Consider the following 23251-nt stretch of genomic DNA (forward strand, 5'->3'; position numbering starts at 1 on the left):
TAACAATGACTTGGAAGGAAATTATAAGCCAGCGGAGATGGCTTGACAATAATAAGGTCTCCATAAATTTAAAATCGTTGGGCGAAAGTCCATGACTCTCGCCCAACAGCCAAGAGAGGAGGCAACCCGTATTGTCTAATTATCTGGATACAACCAGCTTGACCACCTTACCTTGCGAATCAATGGTTGCTTTTGCATAGTGACGATGAACCGATCGGGCATAGGGCACTTCTTTAGAGACGGCAATCACATATTTTCCAGGCATTTCGGCTTCAGTCTGAGCGTTCTTACCAGCCTTTTGAGATGATGTTTTCTCTGAAGGAGCACAGGAGAGAATTTTTACCTCGGCGCTTTCAATGCCGGGTAAGTATTCCCGCACCATTTGTTTTACCTGAGCAACTACCTGCTCATTCACAGAAAGACTTGCATCGCGCACCTCCGTTTCCCCAGCTGTTCGAATAACGGGAGACTTTTTCAATCGGAAGGCCGTTTTTCTCCGCGCTCCACCGGATTGGAGACGAACCAGTGGATCGCCATAAAGAACAAACGAGAGCAACGTTTTCTGATCTTCTGGGTCCAGATAACCTTGTCGTCGATTCATCTCACGAGCCAATTCAATCTTTGCTAGCATCAACGCTTCACCAACACTTCGTCCGCTCCGAAGTTCCTGCCAGAAATAATTTCCCAGAAGGTCTGCAGCAATGAGTGGTGTATTCACTGAACCATAAGAAATCGCTGTCGAGGCAATGACAGCCATCGTTCCCACAGAAAGGAACTTCAAAGCCATTGCCTGATCTTCCGTTTTACCAAAAATGTGCCCACCATAACACGCTTCGCTGAAAACTACTCTGGGAGCATGCCCATTGCGTTTGATTAAGGCAGGAGAAAGCGCAACAGGATAATCAACCAGCGTTTCCGACTCAACTGGATCGCGTTGCCCATACCACTCTCCACTATCTTCCAATCCATGAAGGTTATAATAGGCTAACTCAGGCTTGAGAAGGCGATCTACGTTCAAACTGGCGGCATCCTGAGGAGGTGAAATCAAGAGGTTGTGAGGACTTCCTACAGGGCGAAAGACTGCTACAGACGACCTGCGCCACACCGCCGCGGAATAGCCTACATTCGGCGGATTTCTATGAGCACCCAGAAATTGCAAAATGACATTCCAGAATTTGAAAAGGGAAGTGGCTTGTCCATTGGAATTAATCCAATTCTTTCCACCCCGCTGATGGTACAGAACCAGATGACGGATTGAGTCAATCAAGAGCCCGGCATCGGCGCTGGAGTCAACCCCCGGCAAACGTCCAACGGGCCATTCAGTAATGAAATAATTAGAGTCCAATGTTCCATACGGGTTATCAGAGTAAATTACTTGATCATAATCATCCGTTGGGTTGGGCAGAGCATGGAAAGGCACAACACCTGCCCCGCCCACAATTAAGAGTGCCCCTATCATCTCTCCTTTCTTTGACAGGGCTTGATCTAAATCGTGCAAAGAAAGTTTAAGAGACCATGGATCTCGGTTCTTTACCGTCTCTATTCCAAGTGGTTTAACCGAGGCTACAAGATCCGGGTAAAAAATAAGGAAACGCCACCCTGTACGCTTTTGGATGGCTTCACCTAAACGGTGTAATTCCAAATCGATGATTTTTGTGGTCTGGACACCATATTGCTCTTCCAGCCCTTGCCAGGATGAAAAAATCACATACACCGGGTAACGACCATCCAATCGGGTAAGTGTGCTTTTCTTTAACCGCCTGGCTACTCGATCCAGTTCTCGCTCAATCTCCTGAACTTCCTGATCCTTTGAGGCAGGCTCTCGTCCCTGTATTGGATCCTTGGGTGTTTTATCTTCCATAGACCTGTTTGCCATTTCAGACATATACTCCTGAGAACCCTCCGAGCGGGATTCTATGGTTTCAACCGAGTCGGATTGAGGTTCATCAAGCACACCACTTTGACAAGAGCCGCTCTCAAGCCAATTTCCCCGGAATCTTACAGCCACCTGAGCAGGAACAGGCAAATCAAACGGAATAAAAAGGTCCCCCAACCACAAATTACGATAGGGATGTTCATCTCCCCACAAACGTTTTACAGTCTGTCCAGCAACATCAAGAGATGCGCAATAATGAAGCAAAGCAATGGCATCTTCTTCCTTTCCTTTTTTCATCCATAAGTCAGCCAGATATAAGCCAATGGGGACACAGTCTTCATATTGCTGATGATAATACTCCAGCAAGGTTAAGGCGGTTTCCTGAGGAACTGCTGGAAGCAGAGTTTTCAAATACATCCAAACAGCTACCAGGGGTAATTCGGTATGGCTAAAAAGCGCTTTTTGAGCCTCATCTCCTCCGAGTTTTGCTCCCTCTCCTGCTCTCATCAGGGAATAAGCAGGTAATGCCCACTCAGCCAACGGAAGATGGGAAGGACGCTCATCCCCTAACAAATACAATGCGGATATTGCATTTTGATGTTCAGGCGAATTTGGTGGAGCGATGCGTGCAATTTCCCGATAAGCCTCCACAAACTCAGGGTCAACAAGGACTAATTTACCCAGAAGGCTTAACGCTTGTTCCGTTTTCCCTTCACCTGCTAGCATTTTGGAATAAAAGTGACGCACTTCCAGATCTCCTGGATATACTGACAGCCAGTGTAAACACGCCTGACGTCCAAACTGATACGCCTCTGTTTGTAGTGCCAACCGTGAAAGGTAGAGAAAAGTAGAACGGTGCAAAAATTCGATTCCCTCTTTCATTTCTGAGTTCATAAAGAGGCTCCTGCTTCCTGAGATTTGTGAATCAGATTAAGCGCCATAACGCTTACCAATTGTCTGTGAATGACAACATCATCTGGAGCAAGTTTTGCGGCATGTTGCAACATCCTCTCTGCCCCTGAAAAGTCCTTCCCATCTCGTAAGATTAATGCGGTGTAATAGTATCCCCGAGGGTCATGTGGAGCAATTCGGATAGCATGATGGAAAGTCTGCAATGCAAGATCATATTCTCGACGTTCAGAATAAACCTGCCCAAGTTCGATGTACAGTTCAACGTTTTGCGGATCAAGGGCAATGGCTTGAGTAAGCAGATGCACTGCTTGATCGAGTTGTCCGTTATTCCTTTGCATCTTCGCAAGGAAAAGGGCTAGATCTGGTTGATTAGGCTCCTGGCGTAATGAACGAAAAGCAAAGCGCTCTGCCGATTTTACATCACCCAAATCCGCTAAAACCTGAGCGTGCAGGGCCAAAGCATTGGCGTCTTCTGGAAAATCGGTTACCAGTCGCTGAGTTACTGATAACGCAGCCTGCGCCCCCCGCAATCGATAGATGAGAGAAGCCTTTTCCAGATCCAGTTCCAGAATCGGGGGTAATTTTCCATGTAAGGTTTCCAGCATGGACAGGCTTTGTTCCTCTTTATTCAGGTGGTTATATACCCGAATCATCGCCATGATGGCTTTAGGATTAAGTGCATCTCTTTCTAACGCCATTTCGGCATATTTCTTCGCCTGTTCATAATCTTCATTCTCCAATGCCAACTCCGAAGCCAGAATAAATCCTTGCACGTGAGTGATATCCACCTCACTAGCACGCAATGCGCAGGATATAGCATCTTCTACACGGGATAAATGCTTATATACCTGGGCAAGATTGAACCAAACAGATGAGTTGGAAGACTCCATCTTCACAGCGCGTGAAAGGATTTCAGCGGCTTTCTCGTAAGCCTCAACCATCATATAGGTCCAACCCAGTTCAATCAGATAATCAGTACGTTCAGGGCGAAGGGAAACAGCCTTTTCCCAGTGAAGGATTCCCTGTTCAACATCTCCCAGTTCTACTGCCAACTCCGCTGCAATGGCTTGCCATTCCGGTTCTTCAGGGAACTGTGCAAGAGCCAAGAGTATCGCTTGATATGCTGAATCTTTCTCTCCCGCATCTTTGGCAAGAAAAGCGAATAAAGCCTGGTAGAGAGGATGCTGGGGATGTTCAGTCAACAGTTGACGGACAATCTCCAATCCTTTTTGAGAATCTTTTTCTAAATAACACAGGGCTTGTTGAAAACGCACCTTTTCATTTCTCCCATATGGGTGAGCAATCTGAAGAGCCATTTGTAAGTTCCCCACCATTTGGAGTCCCTGGATAAGACACGCGGCTTCATCTGCCGAGCGCACCGCTCCGGCAAGCATCTTCAGATGTTCGGCAGTAGGATCAAAAGCGACTTTCAATCGGATAGACCAATCCCGAAGTTCGTCTGCGCTCACCATTCCGCTCAATTTCTGGAGCACTTGTTCGGCTTTCTCCCAATCCAATTCATCAACAAAGGGAGACAATTCCCCACCAGGTTTAATCTTGAGCAAGCGGCTCATTTGGCTGATCTCTTTGCCAATCGTCACACACTTTACATACTCCAGCATTGCCCAGGGATTCCCGGTATGGTTCTGGAGAAATTCCCGAACATGGTGCAAAGCCGATGAGAAACAGAGACTTTCTCTTTCAGCGCAGATTTTCCAAAGCACCCAATCTTGCTGAATGTCTGAGGGCAACGAAGTTAATATATTTTTCGCTTCCACATAATACCCTGTTGTCGCCAGCCATCGAGATTTCAAGAGCAGGTACTCGGCAGATGCTTCACCATGTTCTGCGAGGAAATGCAGGACTTCTTCTGCTTCCGCTGGTGAATTGTTTAAGAGTACATGTCCCTTGAGCAGAGCCAAACGCACTCCATCCTTCTCAGTGAGCAGTTTCTCATCCAAAACCACGGTCTGAAGTAATCGCTGAGATTTTTCCCACTGGACCAGAGAGAGAGTAAACAAGCCCTGCAGGTAGCGCAAAGAAACCGATTGGGAGTCTTCCAACAATCCCATTTCGGCATACATTAACCCATTCAGAAAATCCTCTTGTTTCCACGCGAGATATGCCAATTCTTTGTGGATTTCTGAGCGCAGCAAGGGATTCTCCACATGCTCCAGGGACAATGCCTGAAGCAGGATCGATTGAGCATGGGTATCTCTGCCGATACGAGATAATAAGCGGGCAAATTCTAAATGCAATTCAGGATCATCATGGCACAAACGGATAGCCATTTCCCCGGACTTGACCGCATCTTCAATTCTGCCTGTTTGTTCATAAACTTTCATTAAATCTTTCAAAAGGATAGGACACGGTTGCAATGAAACTGCCAGTGCTTTTTCAAAGGCTTGTACCGCCTCCGACACTTTTTCCATGCTCAAAAACAGATAGCCGGCTTGTCGCAGGATTTCGGCATCCACTGTTCCGGTTTGAAGCACCTCGTCCAATACAATAGCAGCCTGTTCCACCGCTCCTACTTTCAACTGTAAACTTGCCAAAGATAATTTCAAATCCAAACGATGTGGAGCCAGTGTTGTGAGGTGGAGATATTTCTCAATCGCTAAGACTGGTTTCTCCAAACGAATGGCCAAATTGGCAAACCATTCTCCGGTATCCACATCGTTCGGGGTTAAGCGGCACACCAATTCACCTACATTGAGCGCTTCCTGATCAAATCGAGCCTTCACGCAGGCTTCAGCATAATCTCTGAGCAGTGAAGGATTATCTGGTTGATGAGAAATTGCATCTTTCAGGAAAACCAGCGCCGCATCCCGATCACCCATTTCCATAGAGGTGACTCCCAAGCCATGTAGTACTCTCCACCCTGAAAGCCCACTCATGAAGCCTTCATCTTCTGCAAGTTGAGAGAACACCCGAAAGGCTTCTTCAGGCTTACGAACCTGCACAAGTACTTCGGCTAGCAACAGCAGTCCTTGTTCATCTCCTGGATTCTGGGAAAGAATTTGCCTAAGAAGCCCTTCTGCCTGTTCAAGATGCAAGTTCTTTAATGCGTTTGACGGACTTGGATATTTGAGAACCAATCGAGCATATTCATACACCCATTCTGTTTGAGAATGCTCACCACGAACAGCAAATTCCAGAGCCTCCAATGCCTCTTCGTAATCATTTTGCTTAACAGCAATTTTTGAATACTCATAAGCCATTTCAGGATAAGCGTTCCACTTGCCTTTTAGATTCACCAGCACCCGGCGCGCCTCTTCTAAAAAGCCCAAACCATGCAATGCCTGACACAGACGGAGGGCAATCTCTGGGTTATCCGGGTACAAAGCAGAGGCTTTTCTTAAATAAATCAATGCCTCAGACACCTGGTTTTGCTGTAAAAGCAGGTTGCCCAAATGGAAGTAAATTGAGCCACTTTCAGGAACTGCCATAGCGGCGGATTTCAGGGTGTTCAAGGCAGATTGAACATCCTTTTTTGATAACCAATACTCCGAGATGGCTAACCACCAGCGCTCGTCTTCCGGCGAGAGCAAAGTAGCGCGAGTGAGCGAGGCTATTCCTTCCTCTTCGTTTCCCGTCCTCAGAAAGGCTTTGCCTAACCACCCATAAGCCTCACTGCAATCGGAGTGTTGCTCCAGAAGTTTCTGACAATTTTGTATGACGGTTTCATCTTCCCCCGCATAGAAAGAAGAACGAATATAGGATAGATGGAGACTTACATCTTGATGTTTCGTGGGTAAGGAAAAGAGCAAAGTCTTCCAGAGAGCCTGAGCTTCTTGCCACCGATGAGTTTTCTCGCATACACTTGCCAGGTAACGGCAAAGATCAGTGTCATTTGGAGAAATTGCAAAAGCAATTTTTGCTGTTTGGTAGGCTTGTTCCTCATCCATTAATCTCAGTGCGATTTCACTGTGAATCCGCAACAATTGAGAATCATTTGGCCGTAAGGTAAGGATTTTTTGTGTGCAATGAAGTGCTTCTGAGGTTAAACCAAGAAGTAGTAAATCATCAATGAACGCCTGCCAATTCTCAGACAGACTTTGAAATAGAGAGGTATCAAGTTCTGTTTCAAATAGTTCATCAAATTTCTCAACAGCAAGTTTCCCCAATTCCAGGGTAACCGCATGATTCCCCTGAGATAATTGTTCTTTGGCTTTCAACAGCAGAAAAACAGGGTCTTCAAAATTCTCAAGCGTGTCAATGGCTTGAAGGCGCTCAGCCTCAGAATGAGCCATGAGAGCCCCATCCAAGTTCCATCTTAACTTTTTTGATGGTGAAGGATTGGACCAAATCTTGCGAACCAGAGATTTTAATTGTGGTACATCCAATATTTTGCGATTTATCACAACCTGATGAAGGGTCGTTTCCGTTTGCCAGTGTTGCACAGCATATAAGGCGGCTCTATAAACGGATTCAGAAAATGTGGTTTTTCCTGCAATGGAGTATAACGTAGCCAGTTGATGAAGAGATAGCGCATGCTGCAGAATTTCAGAAGCATTAAGACGATCAAATCCACTTTTTTTCGATAGGAGTTCAGGAGGGGATGATTATCCAGCAGAGTTTTCGCAACTTTCTGGCTCCATTGCCGGCATTCCCTTGCCATGAGGCGTTGTAGAACCTCAATTTGAACAAGAGGTACGGCTTTTACCAGCAGCTCTACAGTGATTTCTATTTTTCTATCCAAAGGGAGGAAACGAGATGAGAGCCAGTGAATCCCCCACTCCCAAATCAATGGCTCATAAAATTCTATGAACAAGTGTTTCGCCCACTCTAAAGGTTCTTCTTGCAAATCACCGCTCACGAGGATAGCGGTCTTCCAAAGAGAATAGGTGTCTCGCCTATCTTTGTGGGTAATTTTTTCAAAAGCAGTCTGCCACCCTTCCCGGTGAGCCAGATTTCTTAAGGCAATTCCCAGCAGAGCAGATTCACCAAGGGAGACCACTTTTTTGCGCTGGTGAAGCACCTCTTCTAGAAAGTCAGATGCTTGCTTCTCTAGGCTTGCAATGAGGTCCTCATAGAAATGCGCTGAACACTCTCCAGAAAAATCATCGTCACAGAGAGAAAGCAAAGCAATTTGTCCTGGAGACCAGTTAACCGGGTCAGGTCCCAGGAATCTTTTTACCCGGGAAAACCCTCCACTTGTGGTAATAAACTGTTCAATTCTTTCATCCTGTCGAATAGATTGAAGTATCCAGGGAACATCTTCAGAGGGCACAAGTCCTTTCAATTCCTCAATGAATGAAATCATGTTCATACAGCCCTCCTATGGGACCATCGTTACCAGCGAGTAAGCGGATGCAAAAAGCATAAACCCCACCAGGATAAGAAAGACCCCAACCCCTGATGTGGTTCGCACCAACTGGTTAAGCGCCTCCAGGAGAGCGGAAGCATTTCCAACCAGCCCGGCAATATCATCTGCCAAGCCTTTCTGCGCCATGCGAGCCGTTTGGCTGGCAAGAGTATGAATGTCCTTTCCCCCTACTCGAAAGGTCAAAATCAGCACACCAGCCGCCAGTGAGATCACCCCCAAGACCAGCAGACTGACCGCCATCAGCATCAAGAATTGCTCAACACCTAAATTAATCATGTTGCCTCCCGATCGAATGCTCTCGGGAGGCAACGGTGCAAAAACCATGCCAGAAGGGTTATCTCATCCCAAATGAATACTCAAGTCCGGGAGATCAGGTAAATCAATGACTTCTCCATTGCAGAACAACATTGCCCTTTCGATTGAATTGCTCAATTCACGAATATTTCCTGGCCAGTGGTATCTCATTAGGACCTCCATAGCTCGCGGAGTGACATCCCGGACATTCATTCCCAGTCTCATATTGTTCTGACGAATAAAAAAAACCACCAGTTCGGGAATATCTTCTTTACGTTCTCTCAAAGGCAATAAATGCAAATCCACCACTTTCAGTCGGTAGTACAGGTCCTCCCGAAAGTTTCCATCTTTGATCATCTGGGCTAAGTCACGATTCGAAGCGGCAACAATTTGAACATCGACCTTGACTTGATTCAACCCACCTACCCGGCGGAACGCACGTTCCTCCAATGCACGAAGCATCTTGGCTTGAATATCCAGTGGCATGGAAGAAATTTCATCCAGAAAAAGTACCCCACCATCCGCAACTTCCATCAATCCATGTTTCCGTTTTTCAGCCCCAGTAAAGGCTCCGGGTTCATAGCCAAACAATTCGGCCTCTAACATAGTGTTTGGGATTGCAGCGCAGTTGATGGGTACAAAAGGTTTGTTTGCCCGTGGACCACTGGAATGAATAAATTTTGCCAGAACTTCTTTTCCTGTTCCGGTTTCCCCTGTTATCAGGACGGAGACAGACATCTCTGCCGCCCGTTTTGCCATAGCAAGTACCGATTGCATTTTTGGATTTTTACCAGCGACGAAATTCTGATTCTTCTGGGCTTGACGTAAATGCAACAATTCGCGGCGCATGGTGACAATTTCGCTGGCACGCTCAATGGACTTCTCTAACTGGTTATATTGTATTGGTTTGGTTAGAAAATCGTGCGCGCCATTGCGCATAGCGTCAACAGCCATGTCAATATCCCCATAAGCCGTGATCAGAATGATGGGGGGGCGAAATACCATTTGAGTAGTTTCGTACAGCAAGTTAGGTCCGTATCCATCCGGTAGTTGGACATCCAGAAGCACGATATCTGCTATCCCCTTGATGAGAATTTCCCTGGCTTCTTGCAAGGTCGAAGCGCCAATGACTTCATAGCCTCGTGTAGCAAGATAACGCTCTGTATTCACCCGAAAATTTTCCTCATCGTCAACAACTAAAATCGTTAGACTCATGATTCATCTCCTGTATATGCCTGCAAGGTAACTTCAAATACCGTACCTCCAGGGAATGAGTTTACCTGAATACTCCCATGGTGGGCTGTGACAATTCTCTTTGTAATTGCTAATCCCAAGCCTGTTCCATTCGGTTTCGTGGTCACGAACGGTTCAAATATTCTCTCACGAATTTCATCAGGGATACCCGGACCATCATCCAATACGGCAATGACCACCTCAGACCGTCCCAGAGAACCAATTTTGGGAGATACCTGAAAGGTCAGGTGTCCCCCTTTTTTACTCATTGCGTCTACAGCATTACTGATCAGGTTGGTAAAAACCTGTTCCAGCGAACGAGGGTCGGCGTAGGCTTTGGGCGTACCCTCTTGAACAAATAATTGCGCTTCAATATTTACTTTTCCAAAACGAGGACGCCAACGATCTAAAATTCTCTGAAGAAAATCTTTTAGGTCCACTGGCTCAAATTTATATTGAGTATTCCGGGAGAAATTAAGCACAGATTCCATCAAGTTATTCAGGCGGACACAATCCTGCTGCAAACGTGTCAGGTGCTCTTGATTAGCGTCATCCGGAGGAAGCGTTGCAGAAAGAACCTGAAGTCCTGTGTAAATGTTGTTAATGGGATTACGAACCTCATGAGCGAACACTGAGGTCACCTCTCCTAACAAAGCCCGCTGTTCCAGTTGTTGGGTGCGAATTCGAATGGCTTCACCCTCGCTTACATCTGTAACCAGAACAACCAGTGCATTTACCTTGCCTTCCGCTGGTACCCTTACCACCTGAACGACCGCCGGAAAAGACAATCCATTCCGGCGATGAAGAGACAAGTCTCCAATGGTATGGATAGGCACACCTTCCAAAGCCGCTTCCAGGGAAGGGCGAAGGCGATCCGAACCTATCAGTACATTCTCCACGGGAACGCCAACAATTTCATACTGGGCATATCCGAACAACCATTCCGCTCGAACGTTTATTTTATCTATACGCAAATCCGGCTTCAGGATAAAAATCCCTTCGTTAACACCATTAATAGCAGACTCCAGCACATCAAAATCCTGTTGAATAGCCGATAACCGCTCTTGAATCACCTCAACTTTCAGATAATTTTCCAAAAACGCCGCAATTTGGCGCCTGAGCATCCGTAGTGTGGATAGTACTCTTTCTTCTCTGACCTCTCCCCTGCCACCCAGCACCAGCAGACCAATCGCGCCACCCGCATTGCCCAGAGAAGCACTGGCTACAAAGGTCAACCCCTGTTCCTGCCCTGCGCGATGAACCAGGGTTAAGGCACGGCGTCCTGGCGTCCAGATTTGTATCCCTGTAAGACGCACCAGATCTGCCAAGGTCATCACCGGCGGAAAGACATCTTCTTCACCACCATTGCAAATCTTAACCATTTGGGGAGAAAGAGCACTCACCTGATACAAAGCACAGGCTTCCACATCCAGCAAACGGGAAACCATAGCACAAATGTACTTAAGGGAATGGGACAAAGGCGTCTCCAGAGAAATGCTGGAAATTTTCTCTATCACATCCAGCAAACGATCATCAAATTTGCGTTCACGTTCCCCTTTGGAGGCCTCTGGAGAAAAGAATGCTACAGAAAAACGCCTTCCTTCATTCTCAAGATCTATAAGACGGACCCGTGCGGGCTGAGGATCCCGATACTTGCAACGGATATGAGTAAAAAAACCTTCTTCCCCATCCTGTCTGGGAACGGTATTTTCATTGAGCAACCAAATCCATTTATGGCGGAGAATATCTTCCAATTGCCAACCTGTCCACTCAAGAAAGGCAGAATTGGCAAATAATAATTGTCCCTCCGGCAGCATAAGTAAAACAGCAGGTTGATAAACCTGACTCAACAACCGGCTTAAACCTTCATAACCCTGGGACTGTGGTTTTCCCCAGGGAGGACTCAACCGAAATCCTCGCTCGCTAGAATTCATATCAATGTCAATAACACGCCCTTCTTAAGTTGGCAGGCAAAATCCCTTCCATTGCCCGATATTTTGCCACTGTTCTGCGCGCTACCTCGTAACCTCTTTGCGCCATGAGTTTAACCAGTTCGGCATCACTCAAAGGCTTGGTTTCATGCATAATCAACTCTTTCAAAACGATACGTGCCGAAAGACTTCGGTCAAAGAAATCTGAGAGAGGAATGATTCTTCCCGAAGGCAACTGAACAGCTTTATTCGCCACTGCTCGAGAGATGGTCGATTCATGTACACCCAATTCTTTCGCAAGTTGTGCTCGAGTCAGGGGCTTTAAGTGTTTTTCCCCTTTGATAATGAAATCTTTCTGCCATGCCACCAGACGTTGCATCAATCTTTGCATGGTATGGTTGCGTTGCTGCAAGCATTTCACAAACAGAGAAGCGCGTTCTAAATCCTGACGCATCTCTTCGCGCAATTCTTCATCCACTTGCTGAAGGGCTTTGCGATATAGAGGATTCACCCGTAAGGTTCCCCAAAGAGGAAAGAGAATTTCTACTACCAGGACTTCCTGTTCCCCATTACTCGCCAGAGAAATCAAAATATCCGGTTTATAAAACACCTGTTGAGTGAGACTCTTTCCCCCCTTTGAATCTCCCCAGAAAGAGCGTCCCGGGTAAGGATTGAGATTTTTGCTAATAAAAGAAGCAACGCGTTGAATCTCGCCCACAGAGACTTTCATCAATCGCGCTAACTCGTGAAACTGATGACGAGAGAGCAGATCCAATCCTTCCTCAATGACCTTTCGCGCCAGGGATGGTACGGGTTGCACTTCTTCCAAAAGATCCAGTTGCGCCAGCAAGGCTTCTTTTGGCTCTATGCTTCCCACACCAGCAGGATCGGCACGTTGAATCATCTGCTGAATTCTGCGTACTCGTTCCAGAGAGACATGATGATACGAAGCGATTTCCTGAAGAGAGATGGTGAGCAATCCATCTTCATTGAGATGTGTAAGCAAAAAAGCAGCAATTTTACGGTCTTCCGGGGGAATATCTGGGGCTATTTGTCGAAAGACATGAACAGCCAAACTCTCTTCTTCCAGTACCCCGTTATCTTCTCGATCATCTTCTTCCTGAGGGTCTCCAAAGCCTGTGTAAACTTCCCGTGTAGAAATAAACACAACCGCTTCTTCACCCTGCCCCAAAACAGGTTGACTGCAGACAGGACAAACCCCCTGTGGGGGCAATTTTCTGTGACACACAGGGCAGCGTAATTCATCCAGCATTTCCAATGCCGGGTTAGACGACAGTTCTGCTTCGATGTGTTCCTGTAATTCCGTGGCAGTCAGACTTAACAGGCTCATCGTTTGAGCCAGATGAGCCGTTGCAAGGGGCTTGATTGTGTGTAAAGGAAGATGATGGAGCATAAATTTCCCTCTTCCGAAAAAGTATATATCAATTTGTTATGGTTGCAAGTTTCATACCAATTCCAATTGTGTTCTGAAGATGCTTTGGTAAAATACATCCTATGGCTGACATAATCATCATTGGTGGTGGTTTGGCTGGCTCAGAAGCCGCGTGGCAAGCCGCAAAAGCGGGGCTTAAGGTTGATCTTTACGAAATGCGGCCCCAAAAAAGTACCGGTGCGCACTCAACTTCCTTTTTGGGGGAATTGGTGTGTTCCAATTCCCTTGGATCTGCACTCGTTGATAGAGCCTCGGGTTTATTGAAAGAAGAACTGAGACTCCTGGGTTCTCTGCTTCTAAGTGTTGCCGAAGAGTGCGCGCTTCCAGCGGGGGGGGCACTGGCAGTAGACCGGGAGATGTTTGCTCAAACCATTACTGAGAAAATCGAGTCTCACCCCAATATCCGGGTAATACGTGAAGAATACCCCACCATCCCCTCACGACCTGCTATCATTGCCTCAGGGCCATTAACTTCTCCAACGCTTTCGAAAGCCATTCAGGAACTGACAGGCACAGAGCATTTATTTTTCTTTGACGCTATTGCTCCTATTGTTCGAGCCGAAACCATCAATATGGAAAAAGCCTTTCGAGCATCTCGATATCAGCGAGGTGTAATAGAGGAAGGTGATTACATAAACTGCCCTTTCACCCGAGAGGAGTATGAGCAATTTATCGAAGCCCTGCTCAACTCTGAACGCATTCCTCTGCGAGAATTTGAAGAAGAAATTAAGCATGGGGTAAGGGCAGGAGCCCACGAGTATTTCGAGGGTTGCCTTCCCATTGAAGTCCTGGCGGCTCGAGGAAAAGAGGCTCTGGCTTTCGGTCCCATGCGCCCTATCGGACTTCGGGATCCACACACGGGAAAACGTCCATATGCCGTAGTACAACTCCGTCAGGACAATCTGGCGGGCACCCTCTATAATCTTGTGGGCTTTCAAACCAATCTGACATTCCCGGAACAACGTCGCGTCTTTCGCATGATTCCAGGTTTAGAGAATGCCGAATTTGTCCGATACGGACAAATGCACCGAAACACCTTTATTGCATCTCCAGCTCTTTTGCTTCCCACTTTACAATTCCGAAAGAGATCAGACCTGTTTTTTGCCGGACAAATTACCGGGGTAGAAGGGTACATGGGGAATATTGCAACGGGTTTGCTGGCAGGAATCAATGCTGCGCGCCTCTTAAAAGGGGAAACACCGGTTTCACTGCCTGAAACCACAATGCTGGGAGCGCTCTGCCATTATGTCACTCATGCCTCTCTTAAGGATTTTCAGCCCATGAAAGCCAATTTTGGCATCTTGCCCGCGCTTCCTGATCCGGCACCTGGAAAATCACAACGTGCACTACAATATGTAGAGAGAGCATTAAATAATCTAAGAAAATGGGCAGAGAAAAATTATATTCCTCTCGAAGATAGAGAGAACAAATGAGACAACGAACATTTCGCCTTTTATTGACCAGCCTTCTGGCGCTAGTTTGCATGCTCCTACTATTATGGTTGTTACGCAAACCTGTTTTAGCGCCGACCACCTTCAATGCAGAGCGTGCTTATCAGGATGTCCTTACTCAGGTATCCTTTGGGGCACGTCACCCGGGAAGCGAAGGGCATCAACAAATGCTTGTTTGGCTAAGTGATCAATTGAATGAAGCAGGCTGGTCCGTTGAGATTCAGCAGGCAGGCACGCCAGAAGCCCCCATTCTGAACCTGATTGCACACCGAAATCAAGGTGCGCCTCTGATCATTCTGGGCGCCCATTATGATACCCGAGAATTTGCCGATCGTGATCCTGACCCGGAAAAACAGACAAGCCCCGTTCCAGGAGCAAATGATGGTGCTTCAGGGGTTGCTGTATTACTCGAACTTGCAAGGGTTATTCCCTCGGATTTACCTGTAGAGGTCGTGCTGGTGTTTTTTGATGCAGAAGATCAGGGACAAATCAAGCAACAAAACTGGATTCAAGGTTCTACTGTTTTCGCCGACTCCCTCATTGACATGCCTCAGGCAGTTGTCATCGTGGATATGGTGGGAGACTCTACTTTACGGCTACCTCTAGAGCGCAATTCTTCTCCCAAACTGCAACAAACATTATGGAAAATTGCCCAGGAATTAGGATATGAAACGATCTTTGTTAACGAACCGGGCCCCAGTATTCTGGATGATCATATCCCGTTTATTCAAAGAGGTATTCCAGCAGTAGATATCATTGATTTCGGCTATGCTTTCTGGCATACAACCCAGGATACACCCGATAAAGTATCCCCTCAAAGTCTCAAAGCCGTCGGCGATACCTTACTGGAATGGTTAGTCAAATATCATGGAAGAATCCATGAGGAATAACACATCAAATTGGCAAATCCAAAATCTGGGGGTAAACTATACTTGTATGCAAGAACTCGAACTGCTTCGCCAAATTCGTCAACCCTGGGTGCAGCGATCTCCTCAAACCCTGGCACGAGCCGTGAACATTCGGGAAGATTTACGCAATCAACTGGAGCAGTTCTTTGATCGGATGGAAGTTTCTCTGGAGACCGGCACCTACTCCTGGATGGACCCTATCCTCTCTGCATGGGCAGAGGCTTTACCCCAATCCGAATCTCCTGAGATGTCCAGCAGTCTGGTGGACTTTATCGGGGATTTGCTTCTCTTTACAGTCAAAGTTTGCGAAGAGACACTAAAACCCGAGTATTCCGTGGCGATAACGAGTGGGTTGTTGCCCATTTTTCTTTACTGTTTTCGGCGTGCTTTTGAAATGGAGATGGAAATTCGCATTCGAGCCATCTCAGAGCAATTACAACAAGTCCAACAAACACTGGAAAAACTGGATCAGAGCAAGTCTGATTTCATTGCTGTAGCAGCACACGAATTGAAAACGCCTCTCACCCTGGTAGATGGTTATGCCGCTATGCTGAGAGATGCATTAAGCACCCGTAATCTCTCTCCTTATGAGATTGATTTGTTAAATGGGATTCATAACGGGACAAGACGTTTGAAAACCATCATCGACGACATGATTGATGTATCTCTCATTGACAACAATTTGCTCTCTCTCAATTTTCAACCTGTATGGATTAATCGCATTCTCCATGTTCTGGAAAATGAACTTCAGGGTGTAATCAAAGAACGGCAACAGACCTTAACCATTCAGGATTTTCCTGGTAGCGGTGAAATGACCTTTGGAGATCCAGAACGCCTTTTACAGGTCTTCCGAAATGTGCTGACCAATGCCATTAAGTACACGCCGGATGGCGGTTCAATCAGTGTGGATGGTCGAAAGCTTCCAGGATTTATAGAGGTAATTATCAAAGATACAGGGATTGGCATTGACCCTGAAGACCAATTGCTTATTTTCGACAAGTTTGCTCGCCTGGGAAAGACCGACCTGCACTCCAGCAGTAAAACAAAATTCAAAGGCGGTGGGCCTGGTTTAGGACTGCATATTGCCAAAGGTATCGTAGAAGCCCACGGGGGCGCTATCTGGGTAGAATCCCCCGGCTTCGATGAGAAAACCTGTCCCGGCTCCACTTTCCACATCTTACTTCCTTTGATGACCCAACCCCCAGATGAAAAAATGGCACGCCTATTGGCACCCCTGACCCATAAACCCGCGAAAAAACCTCTTTTAGGAAGTAGACAACCATGACAGGACTCAAACCAATGATGTTTCAACCGGCTGACCGTATTGCATCCTTCAAGCCCTACTTTTTTGCCCAATTGAATCAAAAAATTAACGAACTGCGCACAAAAAACGTGGACGTCATCCGACTGGACATGGGCTCTCCCGATTTACCCCCTGCGTCTTTCATCATTGAAGCCCTGGTGGCTTCTGCAAGACAGGATGACACGCACGGCTATACGCAAATGGGCGGTTCTCTTGCCTTCAAAAAAGCCGTTGCACACTATTATCAAACTCGCTTTGGGGTCAATCTTGATCCTCAAACCGAAGTGCTGGCACTCATTGGTTCCAAGGAAGGGTTATTTAACCTGGCACAGGTTATTCTCAACCCGGGAGATGTTTCCTTAGTCCCTGACCCGGCTTACCCGGTTTATGCGAGCGCAAGTATCATAGCCGGAGCCGAGGTGCACTACCTGCCTTTGCTCCAGGAAAACCAATTTCTACCGGACCTGGAGCGGGTTCCGGAAGATGTCCTCGCAAAAGCCAAGTTAATCTGGATTAATTATCCAAATAACCCCACGGGAGCCATCGCCTCGCTCAAGTTTTATGAAAAACTGGTTGAGTTTGCATTCAAATACCACATTTTGATTGCCAATGATGCCCCCTACATGGATATTTGTTTCAACGGATACCAGGCTCCCAGTATTCTTCAAATCCCCGAAGCCAAACAGGTTGCAGTAGAGTTTAATTCTTTATCCAAAACCTATAACATGGCAGGTTGGCGTGTAGGAATGGCTGTTGGGAATGCCCAGGTGATAAAGTATCTGCATACGTACAAGAGTCAAGCAGACTCGGCGCATTTTCAGCCGGTCATCGATGGGGCTATTGCTGCCCTGACCGGAGATCAGTCCTGGCTGGAAGAACGAAATGCCATTTACCTGCAACGCAGAGATTTGATAATCTCCACTCTCCAAGGACTTGGTTTTGAGGTAACTCCGCCACCTGCAGCCATTTATGTTTGGGCTAAACTTCCTTCACCATACAAAGACAGTGTGGAATTTTGCAACCAATTGCTTGAGGAAACCGGTGTAAGTACAACTCCGGGAGTAGTATATGGAAAATACGGGGAAGGTTATCTCAGAATTTCTCTGGGCACACCAACAGATCGCATTGCAGAAGCAATGAAGAGATTGCAAGATTGGTTGGGGAAACGATAAAATCTCATGGCTAAAAAAGTTCCTGAACCTACCGTCCCTCCTCGTGAAAGAGCCTTTCTCGTAGGGGTAGAACTGAGAAACGAACCTTCTCTGTTGCCTCTGGAAGACTCCCTTGAAGAGTTAGCGCTTTTAGCGCAAACTGCCGGATTGGAAGTGGTAGGGCAAACCACCCAAAAGCTGGACGCTCCTCACCCAGACACCTATATCGGGTCAGGGAAAATCGAAGAAATCAAGATTCTCGTTGAAGAAACCCTTGCTCAAGTGGTTCTTTTTGACAACGAATTATCCCCCCGCCACCTTCGAGAACTGGAGGAAAGGCTTGGACCGCATGTGCGCATCCTCGATCGTACTGCGCTCATTCTGGATATTTTTGCCCAGCACGCTCACACCCGAGAAGGGATTCTGCAAGTTGAACTTGCCCAATATGAGTATCGACTTCCTCGATTAACCCGCGCGTGGACCCATTTAGCCCGTCAGGCTGGCGGAGGTGGTGGACGAACGGGTAGCATGGGGGGAGTAGGCTTGCGCGGACCTGGTGAGACCCAGTTGGAAGTGGACCGACGGGAGATTCGCAAACGCATTGCCACACTGAAGGCAGAACTGGAAAAAGTACGCGCACACCGCATGCGTTACCGCGCCCAACGCCAACGCTCCCAAATTCCTGTGGTAGCCCTGGTAGGCTACACCAACGCCGGTAAATCCACCTTGCTCAACAGGCTGGCAAACGCCGAAGTATACGTCGCCGACCAGTTATTTGCCACCCTTGATCCCACTACCCGTCGAGTGGAACTTCCGGGGGGGCACCTGGCACTGTTTACCGATACCGTAGGCTTCATCCAAAAATTACCCACCCAACTTGTTGCCGCTTTCCGGGCTACCCTGGAAGAAATTGCCGAAGCAGACTTGCTATTGCATGTGGTGGACATTACCCACCCCAATGCCTTTGAACAAGCCCAGGCAGTGCATGCAACTTTGAAAGAAATCCAGGCAGATCACATTCCGGTCATTACTCTCTTAAATAAAATTGACCGCTTGCCTGATCCTAAAGCCGCAGAAGAAGCCATTGCCTATTTCTCGGGTTCTGTGCTTGCTATTTCTGCCCTAAAAGGGATGGGCATCAATGAAATGCTTACTTTGGTAAACCAGGAACTCTTTGAAACTTATCAACCCGTCAAAGTCCGAATCCCTTATCAGGAAGGCAATTTGATTTCACTATTTCATGATCAGGGTCAGGTAAAGCGCATTGAACATACCAGAGGTGGAGTCTTAATCGATGGAAATTTACCCGGACGACTGTTAGCCCGATTTCAGCCCTTCCTGTACACAGATGACAAACTCTCTCAAAAAGAGGAAACAACCTGATGTTGAACCTGTTTTCAAGACTGCTGGATCGTCTATCCGAATTTCTTGCTTCTCGCAAAGGGCTGTTACCTCTGATTGGAATGCTGTTGATCTTCCTCAATCTGCTCTTTTCCATCTTTGCCCCTTCTGGTTGGTTAGCACAAACTGATCTTCTTTTACACATAGGGATTATTCTAGCAATCTTTGGCATTATGCTTGCCTGGGCACTGTAAATTGGTTAAAACGAGCAAGCGCGGATAGGCTTTCCGCGCTTGCTCGTTTCAGGAGGAAAAAACGCCAGGCTACTTCTTGCTTTCCCGAGCGACCACTTCCACGCCTTTGTAATGTCCACAGTTCGGGCACACGGTGTGGGGGAGACGCAATTCACCGCAATTTGAGCAGGCCACCAGATTGGTAGCCTTCAAAGTGTCCTGCGAGCGACGACGATCACGCCGTCCTTGTGAATGTTTTCTTTTTGGATGAGGAACCATGCCTACTCTCCGATCTCAAGTCATTTGATCAATTTCTATATAAAAGCCGACTAATTCTACCCGCCACATTCAGGAACGTCAAGGGGGGAGACATGCCTTTTTAAGGAAAACCTTTAGCGCATTTCTATGGTGCAATTTTTCCTGACATTTGATGAAAGAGTATAATTCAAACCATGGATAAGCCTCATGTATTCATCACTCGCAGAATTCCCGATATTGGATTGGAAATGCTGTCGGAGCATGTCGAGATCGATCTTTGGGAAGAAGAACTTCCGCCAGCGTATGATGTTCTCAGAGAGCGAACGCAAAGGGCTGATGGGCTGCTTTGTCTGCTTACAGATCGGATCGACAAAGAATTGATTGAAAATTCCGCACGTCTCCGGGTAATCAGCCAGTATGCAGTAGGAATAGATAATATTGACATAGATAGCGCCACAAAACGAAAAATCCCTGTAGGACATACACCAGGGGTGCTCACGGACGCTACCGCCGATTTTACCTGGGCTTTGTTGATGTCGGCGGCAAGACGAGTCGTTGAAGCGGATGCCTTTACCAGAGAAGGAAAGTGGAAAACATGGGGACCAACTATTCTTCTAGGGATGGATGTTGCACGGAGCACTTTGGGCATTATTGGATTTGGGAGAATTGGTCAGGCAGTAGCACGCCGCGCCAAAGGTTTTGACATGAGAATCCTCTATTATGACAACAAAAGACTGCCAGAAATGGAAGAAACGCTGGGGGTAGAATACGTGTCCCTGGAAACCCTCATCAAAGAGGCTGATTTTATCAGCCTGCATGTTCCCTTAACTCCAAACACATATCATTTGATTGGCGAAAAAGAATTCTCCATGATGAAAAAGGAGGCTATCCTGATCAACACAGCACGCGGAAGTGTGGTTGACCAGGAGGCTTTATACCATGCTCTCAAGGAGCGAAAAATTCGTGGAGCAGCGATTGATGTGACTGATCCGGAACCGATTCCATCGAATAGCCCTCTTCTGCAACTTCCCAACCTGATTATCACGCCCCACATTGCCAGTGCAAGCGTTCAATCCAGAACGCAGATGGCAGTCATGGCGGCAGAGAATCTGATTGCCGGTCTTCAGGGAAAACGCCTGCCTTTCTGTGCCAACCCGCAAGTTTACGAGAAATAAAGACCCCATCTTTCGATTTATAATTAGTTAGAAAATCCAATCTATTCCCAGCATGTTCACTGGAGGTTTACTTTGAGCGCAAACTTTCAAACCCCCAAATGGGTGCACGATGCAGTTTTTTATCAAATTTTTCCTGACCGTTTCGCCAAAAGCGCACTTGTAGAAAAGCCAACCCATTTAGAGGATTGGGACGCCCCCCCGACTCCATACGGGTTCAAAGGAGGAGATCTGCTAGGGGTAACTGAACATCTGGATTATCTTCAGGATTTGGGAATTACTGCAATTTATTTCACCCCAATTTTTCAGTCTGCTTCTAATCATCGATACCATACCCACGATTACTTTAAAGTGGACCCCCTTCTCGGTGGAGAAAAAGCCTTTCAAACCTTGCTCAAAGAAGCCCATCGCAGAAACATTCGCATCGTGCTGGATGGTGTATTCAACCATGCCAGTCGGGGATTTTTCCAGTTCAACCACATTCTGGAGTGCGGGAAACAATCACCTTATCTTGACTGGTTTAAGATCCATGGCTTCCCTTTGAACGCATACGAAGGTAAACCGCGTTATGAATGCTGGTGGAGTATCCCTGCTTTACCAACCTTCAACCATGCCAACCCACAAGTTCGCAAATTCATCATGGAAGTGGGGCGATACTGGCTTGAACAGGGCATTGATGGGTGGCGGTTAGATGTACCTTTTGAAGTCAAAGAGCCAGGCTTTTGGGAAGAGTTTCGAAGCGTGGTTAAATCGGTCAATCCAGAGGCATATATTACTGGCGAAATCCCATGGGATGCTCGCCCATGGTTACAGGGGAATCAATTTGACGGGGTCATGAATTACCTGCTGACATATTCTCTGTGGAGCTTCTTCGGCGGAGAACATTTGCAGGAAGATTTGGTGGGACACTGGCGAAGCCATGGTCCTGAGTATTTTGTAAAAGATGCGGAATCCTTTGCCCAACAAATTACTTTGCTCCAGAACCTCTATCCGCTGCCTGCTGTTCAAGCCCAGATGAACCTTCTTGATAGCCATGATACAGCCCGCTTCCTCAGCCTGGTGAACGGTCGCAAAGAAGCCCTGCGCCTTGCGGCTCTGGTATTATTTACATATCCCGGAGCACCAACAATTTACTACGGTGATGAAATTGGAATGGAAGGCGGCAAAGATCCGGACTGCCGGCGTGGTTTTCCATGGGATACCTCCCGATGGGATATGGACCTAAGAAACTACTTCAAATCCCTAATCATGATCCGGAAAAGCCATCCAGCCCTGCGAGATGGTTCATGGGAAATCTTAAAGGCTGAGAATCAATGGCTAGCCTATGCACGCAAGCATGAAAACGATTATGTTGTAGTTTTGTTGAATAACAGCCCCCAAACAAATTTCCTTGAAGTCACCCTTAAGGAATTCTCCGGAGAAGAAAGCCTTAAGAACCTTCTCAATGGAGAAATGGTGAAAATAGAAGGGAACATTTTAAGGTATAAACTCGCTCCATATTCAGGAACAATTCTCTCTCAAGGGCAGTATTGAAATGAAAATTGCTGTCGTTGAATACCAATCCAGTGTTCAAGTAGGCATTGTGGAGGAGTCACAAGTATTCCTTCTCCCACAAGATATTTCCAGCTCTATTGAGGCCATAATTCACAAAGGGGATCGATTCGTTGAAAACATTCTGGAAAGGAAATCGACCTACGAAAGCGTTTCTCTGTCTCAGGTCAGACTGAAAGCCCCTCTCCAAAACCCCGAAAAAATCATTGGGATTGGATTGAACTACAAAGACCACTGCCGCGAACAAAATGTACCGGTACCTGAATATCCCCTGGTTTTTGCAAAATTTTCCTCTTCGATCATTGGCAATGGTGATGCAATTTGCTGGAATACTGAACTCACCCGCCAGGTTGACTTTGAAGTAGAACTGGGAGTTATTATCGGGAAAAAGGCTCGGAATGTTTCGACACAAGAGGCGTTGGAGTACGTCTTCGGCTACACGATTATCAACGATGTTTCTGCGCGCGATCTTCAATTCCGTGACCGCCAATGGGTACGTGCAAAAAGTCTGGATACGTTTTGTCCAATGGGTCCATGGATTGTAACCGCAGATGAAATCCCTGACCCACAAGCCTTGCATCTTTCAACCGAACTGAACGGCGTAAAGATGCAAAACTCATCCACAGCCGAAATGGTTTTCAGCGTTGCGGAATTAATCTCTTTCCTTTCACAAGCCTTCACTCTCCAACCGGGGGACATCATCGCTACAGGCACACCAGACGGAGTAGGCGTCTTTCGCAAGCCCCCCGTTTTTTTGCAAAACGGCGATTCCCTTCGCATGGAAATTGAAAAAATTGGAGTATTGGAAAATACCTGCAAAATTATTCGTTGACTCTTGCCCTAAAGGAGGAGATC

Annotated in this window: 17 protein-coding genes; 9 read left to right on the top strand and 8 right to left on the bottom strand. The window is 46.9% G+C overall.

What is annotated here, in order from left to right:
* Positions 1-139 precede the first annotated feature (139 nt).
* The 7 genes from ANT_RS08450 to ANT_RS08480 form a co-directional block, all read right to left on the bottom strand.
* Positions 140-2770: a C25 family cysteine peptidase gene (locus ANT_RS08450; RefSeq protein ID WP_013560090.1), complete on the bottom strand. Its 2631-nt coding sequence runs from the start codon at positions 2768-2770 to the stop codon at positions 140-142.
* The gene (locus ANT_RS08455; RefSeq protein ID WP_155818073.1) at positions 2767-7191 is read right to left on the bottom strand and encodes a tetratricopeptide repeat protein; all 4425 of its coding nucleotides are present in this window, start codon (positions 7189-7191) and stop codon (positions 2767-2769) included. The genes ANT_RS08450 and ANT_RS08455 overlap by 4 nt, the downstream gene beginning before the upstream one ends.
* Positions 7149-8060, bottom strand: coding sequence for a hypothetical protein (locus ANT_RS08460; protein ID WP_013560092.1), 912 nt, complete (start codon positions 8058-8060; stop codon positions 7149-7151). The genes ANT_RS08455 and ANT_RS08460 overlap by 43 nt, the downstream gene beginning before the upstream one ends.
* 9 nt (positions 8061-8069) lie before the next feature.
* The gene (locus tag ANT_RS08465) at positions 8070-8393 is read right to left on the bottom strand and encodes a hypothetical protein (RefSeq protein ID WP_041454853.1); all 324 of its coding nucleotides are present in this window, start codon (positions 8391-8393) and stop codon (positions 8070-8072) included.
* Positions 8394-8456: 63 nt separating this feature from the next.
* Positions 8457-9626: a sigma-54-dependent transcriptional regulator gene (locus tag ANT_RS08470; RefSeq protein WP_013560094.1), complete on the bottom strand. Its 1170-nt coding sequence runs from the start codon at positions 9624-9626 to the stop codon at positions 8457-8459.
* On the bottom strand, positions 9623-11122 hold the full coding sequence (locus tag ANT_RS16295) for a two-component system sensor histidine kinase NtrB (protein WP_172634601.1): 1500 nt from the start codon (positions 11120-11122) through the stop codon (positions 9623-9625). The genes ANT_RS08470 and ANT_RS16295 overlap by 4 nt, the downstream gene beginning before the upstream one ends.
* A gap of 463 nt (positions 11123-11585) precedes the next feature.
* Positions 11586-12989 carry an RNA polymerase factor sigma-54 gene (locus ANT_RS08480; RefSeq protein ID WP_013560096.1) on the bottom strand — a complete coding sequence of 468 codons (1404 nt, stop codon included), beginning with the start codon at positions 12987-12989 and terminating at the stop codon, positions 11586-11588.
* 92 nt (positions 12990-13081) lie between these two features.
* On the opposite strand from ANT_RS08480, the gene trmFO reads away from it, so the two are divergent.
* Genes trmFO through ANT_RS08510 form a run of 6 tightly spaced genes read left to right on the top strand, consistent with a single transcriptional unit; the run spans position 13082 to position 19436 of the window.
* Positions 13082-14461 (top strand): methylenetetrahydrofolate--tRNA-(uracil(54)-C(5))-methyltransferase (FADH(2)-oxidizing) TrmFO, encoded by a 1380-nt coding sequence (gene trmFO, locus ANT_RS08485; protein WP_269447656.1) that lies wholly within the window; start codon positions 13082-13084, stop codon positions 14459-14461.
* The gene (locus ANT_RS08490; RefSeq protein WP_013560098.1) at positions 14458-15369 is read left to right on the top strand and encodes a M28 family peptidase; all 912 of its coding nucleotides are present in this window, start codon (positions 14458-14460) and stop codon (positions 15367-15369) included. Before trmFO ends, ANT_RS08490 begins: the two co-directional genes overlap by 4 nt.
* Positions 15370-15415: 46 nt before the next feature.
* Positions 15416-16672, top strand: coding sequence for a sensor histidine kinase (locus ANT_RS16300; RefSeq protein WP_013560099.1), 1257 nt, complete (start codon positions 15416-15418; stop codon positions 16670-16672).
* Complete coding sequence (locus ANT_RS08500; RefSeq protein WP_013560100.1) at positions 16669-17862, top strand: LL-diaminopimelate aminotransferase; 1194 nt, start codon at positions 16669-16671, stop codon at positions 17860-17862. The genes ANT_RS16300 and ANT_RS08500 overlap by 4 nt, the downstream gene beginning before the upstream one ends.
* 6 nt (positions 17863-17868) lie before the next feature.
* Positions 17869-19224: a GTPase HflX gene (hflX, locus tag ANT_RS08505; RefSeq protein WP_013560101.1), complete on the top strand. Its 1356-nt coding sequence runs from the start codon at positions 17869-17871 to the stop codon at positions 19222-19224.
* Positions 19224-19436: a hypothetical protein gene (locus ANT_RS08510; RefSeq protein WP_013560102.1), complete on the top strand. Its 213-nt coding sequence runs from the start codon at positions 19224-19226 to the stop codon at positions 19434-19436. The genes hflX and ANT_RS08510 overlap by 1 nt, the downstream gene beginning before the upstream one ends.
* Before the next feature lie 69 nt (positions 19437-19505).
* Here ANT_RS08510 and rpmF read toward each other — a convergent pair whose 3' ends face one another.
* Positions 19506-19694, bottom strand: coding sequence for a 50S ribosomal protein L32 (gene rpmF, locus ANT_RS18065; protein WP_013560103.1), 189 nt, complete (start codon positions 19692-19694; stop codon positions 19506-19508).
* A 173-nt stretch (positions 19695-19867) separates the two neighbouring features.
* Here rpmF and ANT_RS08515 point away from each other — a divergent pair, with 173 nt between their 5' ends.
* From ANT_RS08515 to ANT_RS08525, 3 genes are all read left to right on the top strand, one after another.
* Positions 19868-20848, top strand: coding sequence for a 2-hydroxyacid dehydrogenase (locus ANT_RS08515; protein WP_013560104.1), 981 nt, complete (start codon positions 19868-19870; stop codon positions 20846-20848).
* A gap of 72 nt (positions 20849-20920) precedes the next feature.
* On the top strand, positions 20921-22378 hold the full coding sequence (locus tag ANT_RS08520; protein WP_013560105.1) for a glycoside hydrolase family 13 protein: 1458 nt from the start codon (positions 20921-20923) through the stop codon (positions 22376-22378).
* A 1-nt stretch (position 22379) separates the two neighbouring features.
* A complete protein-coding gene (locus tag ANT_RS08525) occupies positions 22380-23228 on the top strand; it encodes a fumarylacetoacetate hydrolase family protein (protein ID WP_013560106.1) in 849 nt (282 codons plus the stop codon).
* Positions 23229-23251: the final 23 nt, after the last annotated feature.

Source organism: Anaerolinea thermophila UNI-1 (genome assembly GCF_000199675.1).
In the GTDB taxonomy this organism is placed as follows: Bacteria; Chloroflexota; Anaerolineae; order Anaerolineales; family Anaerolineaceae; genus Anaerolinea; species Anaerolinea thermophila.

Bases quoted from the DNA above. Each gene is read 5' to 3' on its own strand.
- ANT_RS08470 (WP_013560094.1), bottom strand. From the start codon at position 9,626: ATGAGTCTAACGATTTTAGTTGTTGACGATGAGGAAAATTTTCGGGTG.
- ANT_RS08480 (WP_013560096.1), bottom strand. From the start codon at position 12,989: ATGCTCCATCATCTTCCTTTACACACAATCAAGCCCCTTGCAACGGCT.
- ANT_RS16300 (WP_013560099.1), top strand. From the start codon at position 15,416: ATGCAAGAACTCGAACTGCTTCGCCAAATTCGTCAACCCTGGGTGCAG.
- hflX (WP_013560101.1), top strand. From the start codon at position 17,869: ATGGCTAAAAAAGTTCCTGAACCTACCGTCCCTCCTCGTGAAAGAGCC.
- ANT_RS08510 (WP_013560102.1), top strand. From the start codon at position 19,224: ATGTTGAACCTGTTTTCAAGACTGCTGGATCGTCTATCCGAATTTCTT.
- rpmF (WP_013560103.1), bottom strand. From the start codon at position 19,694: ATGGTTCCTCATCCAAAAAGAAAACATTCACAAGGACGGCGTGATCGT.
- ANT_RS08525 (WP_013560106.1), top strand. From the start codon at position 22,380: ATGAAAATTGCTGTCGTTGAATACCAATCCAGTGTTCAAGTAGGCATT.
- ANT_RS08465 (WP_041454853.1), bottom strand. From the start codon at position 8,393: ATGATTAATTTAGGTGTTGAGCAATTCTTGATGCTGATGGCGGTCAGT.
- ANT_RS08490 (WP_013560098.1), top strand. From the start codon at position 14,458: ATGAGACAACGAACATTTCGCCTTTTATTGACCAGCCTTCTGGCGCTA.
- ANT_RS08460 (WP_013560092.1), bottom strand. From the start codon at position 8,060: ATGAACATGATTTCATTCATTGAGGAATTGAAAGGACTTGTGCCCTCT.
- ANT_RS08450 (WP_013560090.1), bottom strand. From the start codon at position 2,770: ATGAACTCAGAAATGAAAGAGGGAATCGAATTTTTGCACCGTTCTACT.
- ANT_RS08515 (WP_013560104.1), top strand. From the start codon at position 19,868: ATGGATAAGCCTCATGTATTCATCACTCGCAGAATTCCCGATATTGGA.
- ANT_RS08500 (WP_013560100.1), top strand. From the start codon at position 16,669: ATGACAGGACTCAAACCAATGATGTTTCAACCGGCTGACCGTATTGCA.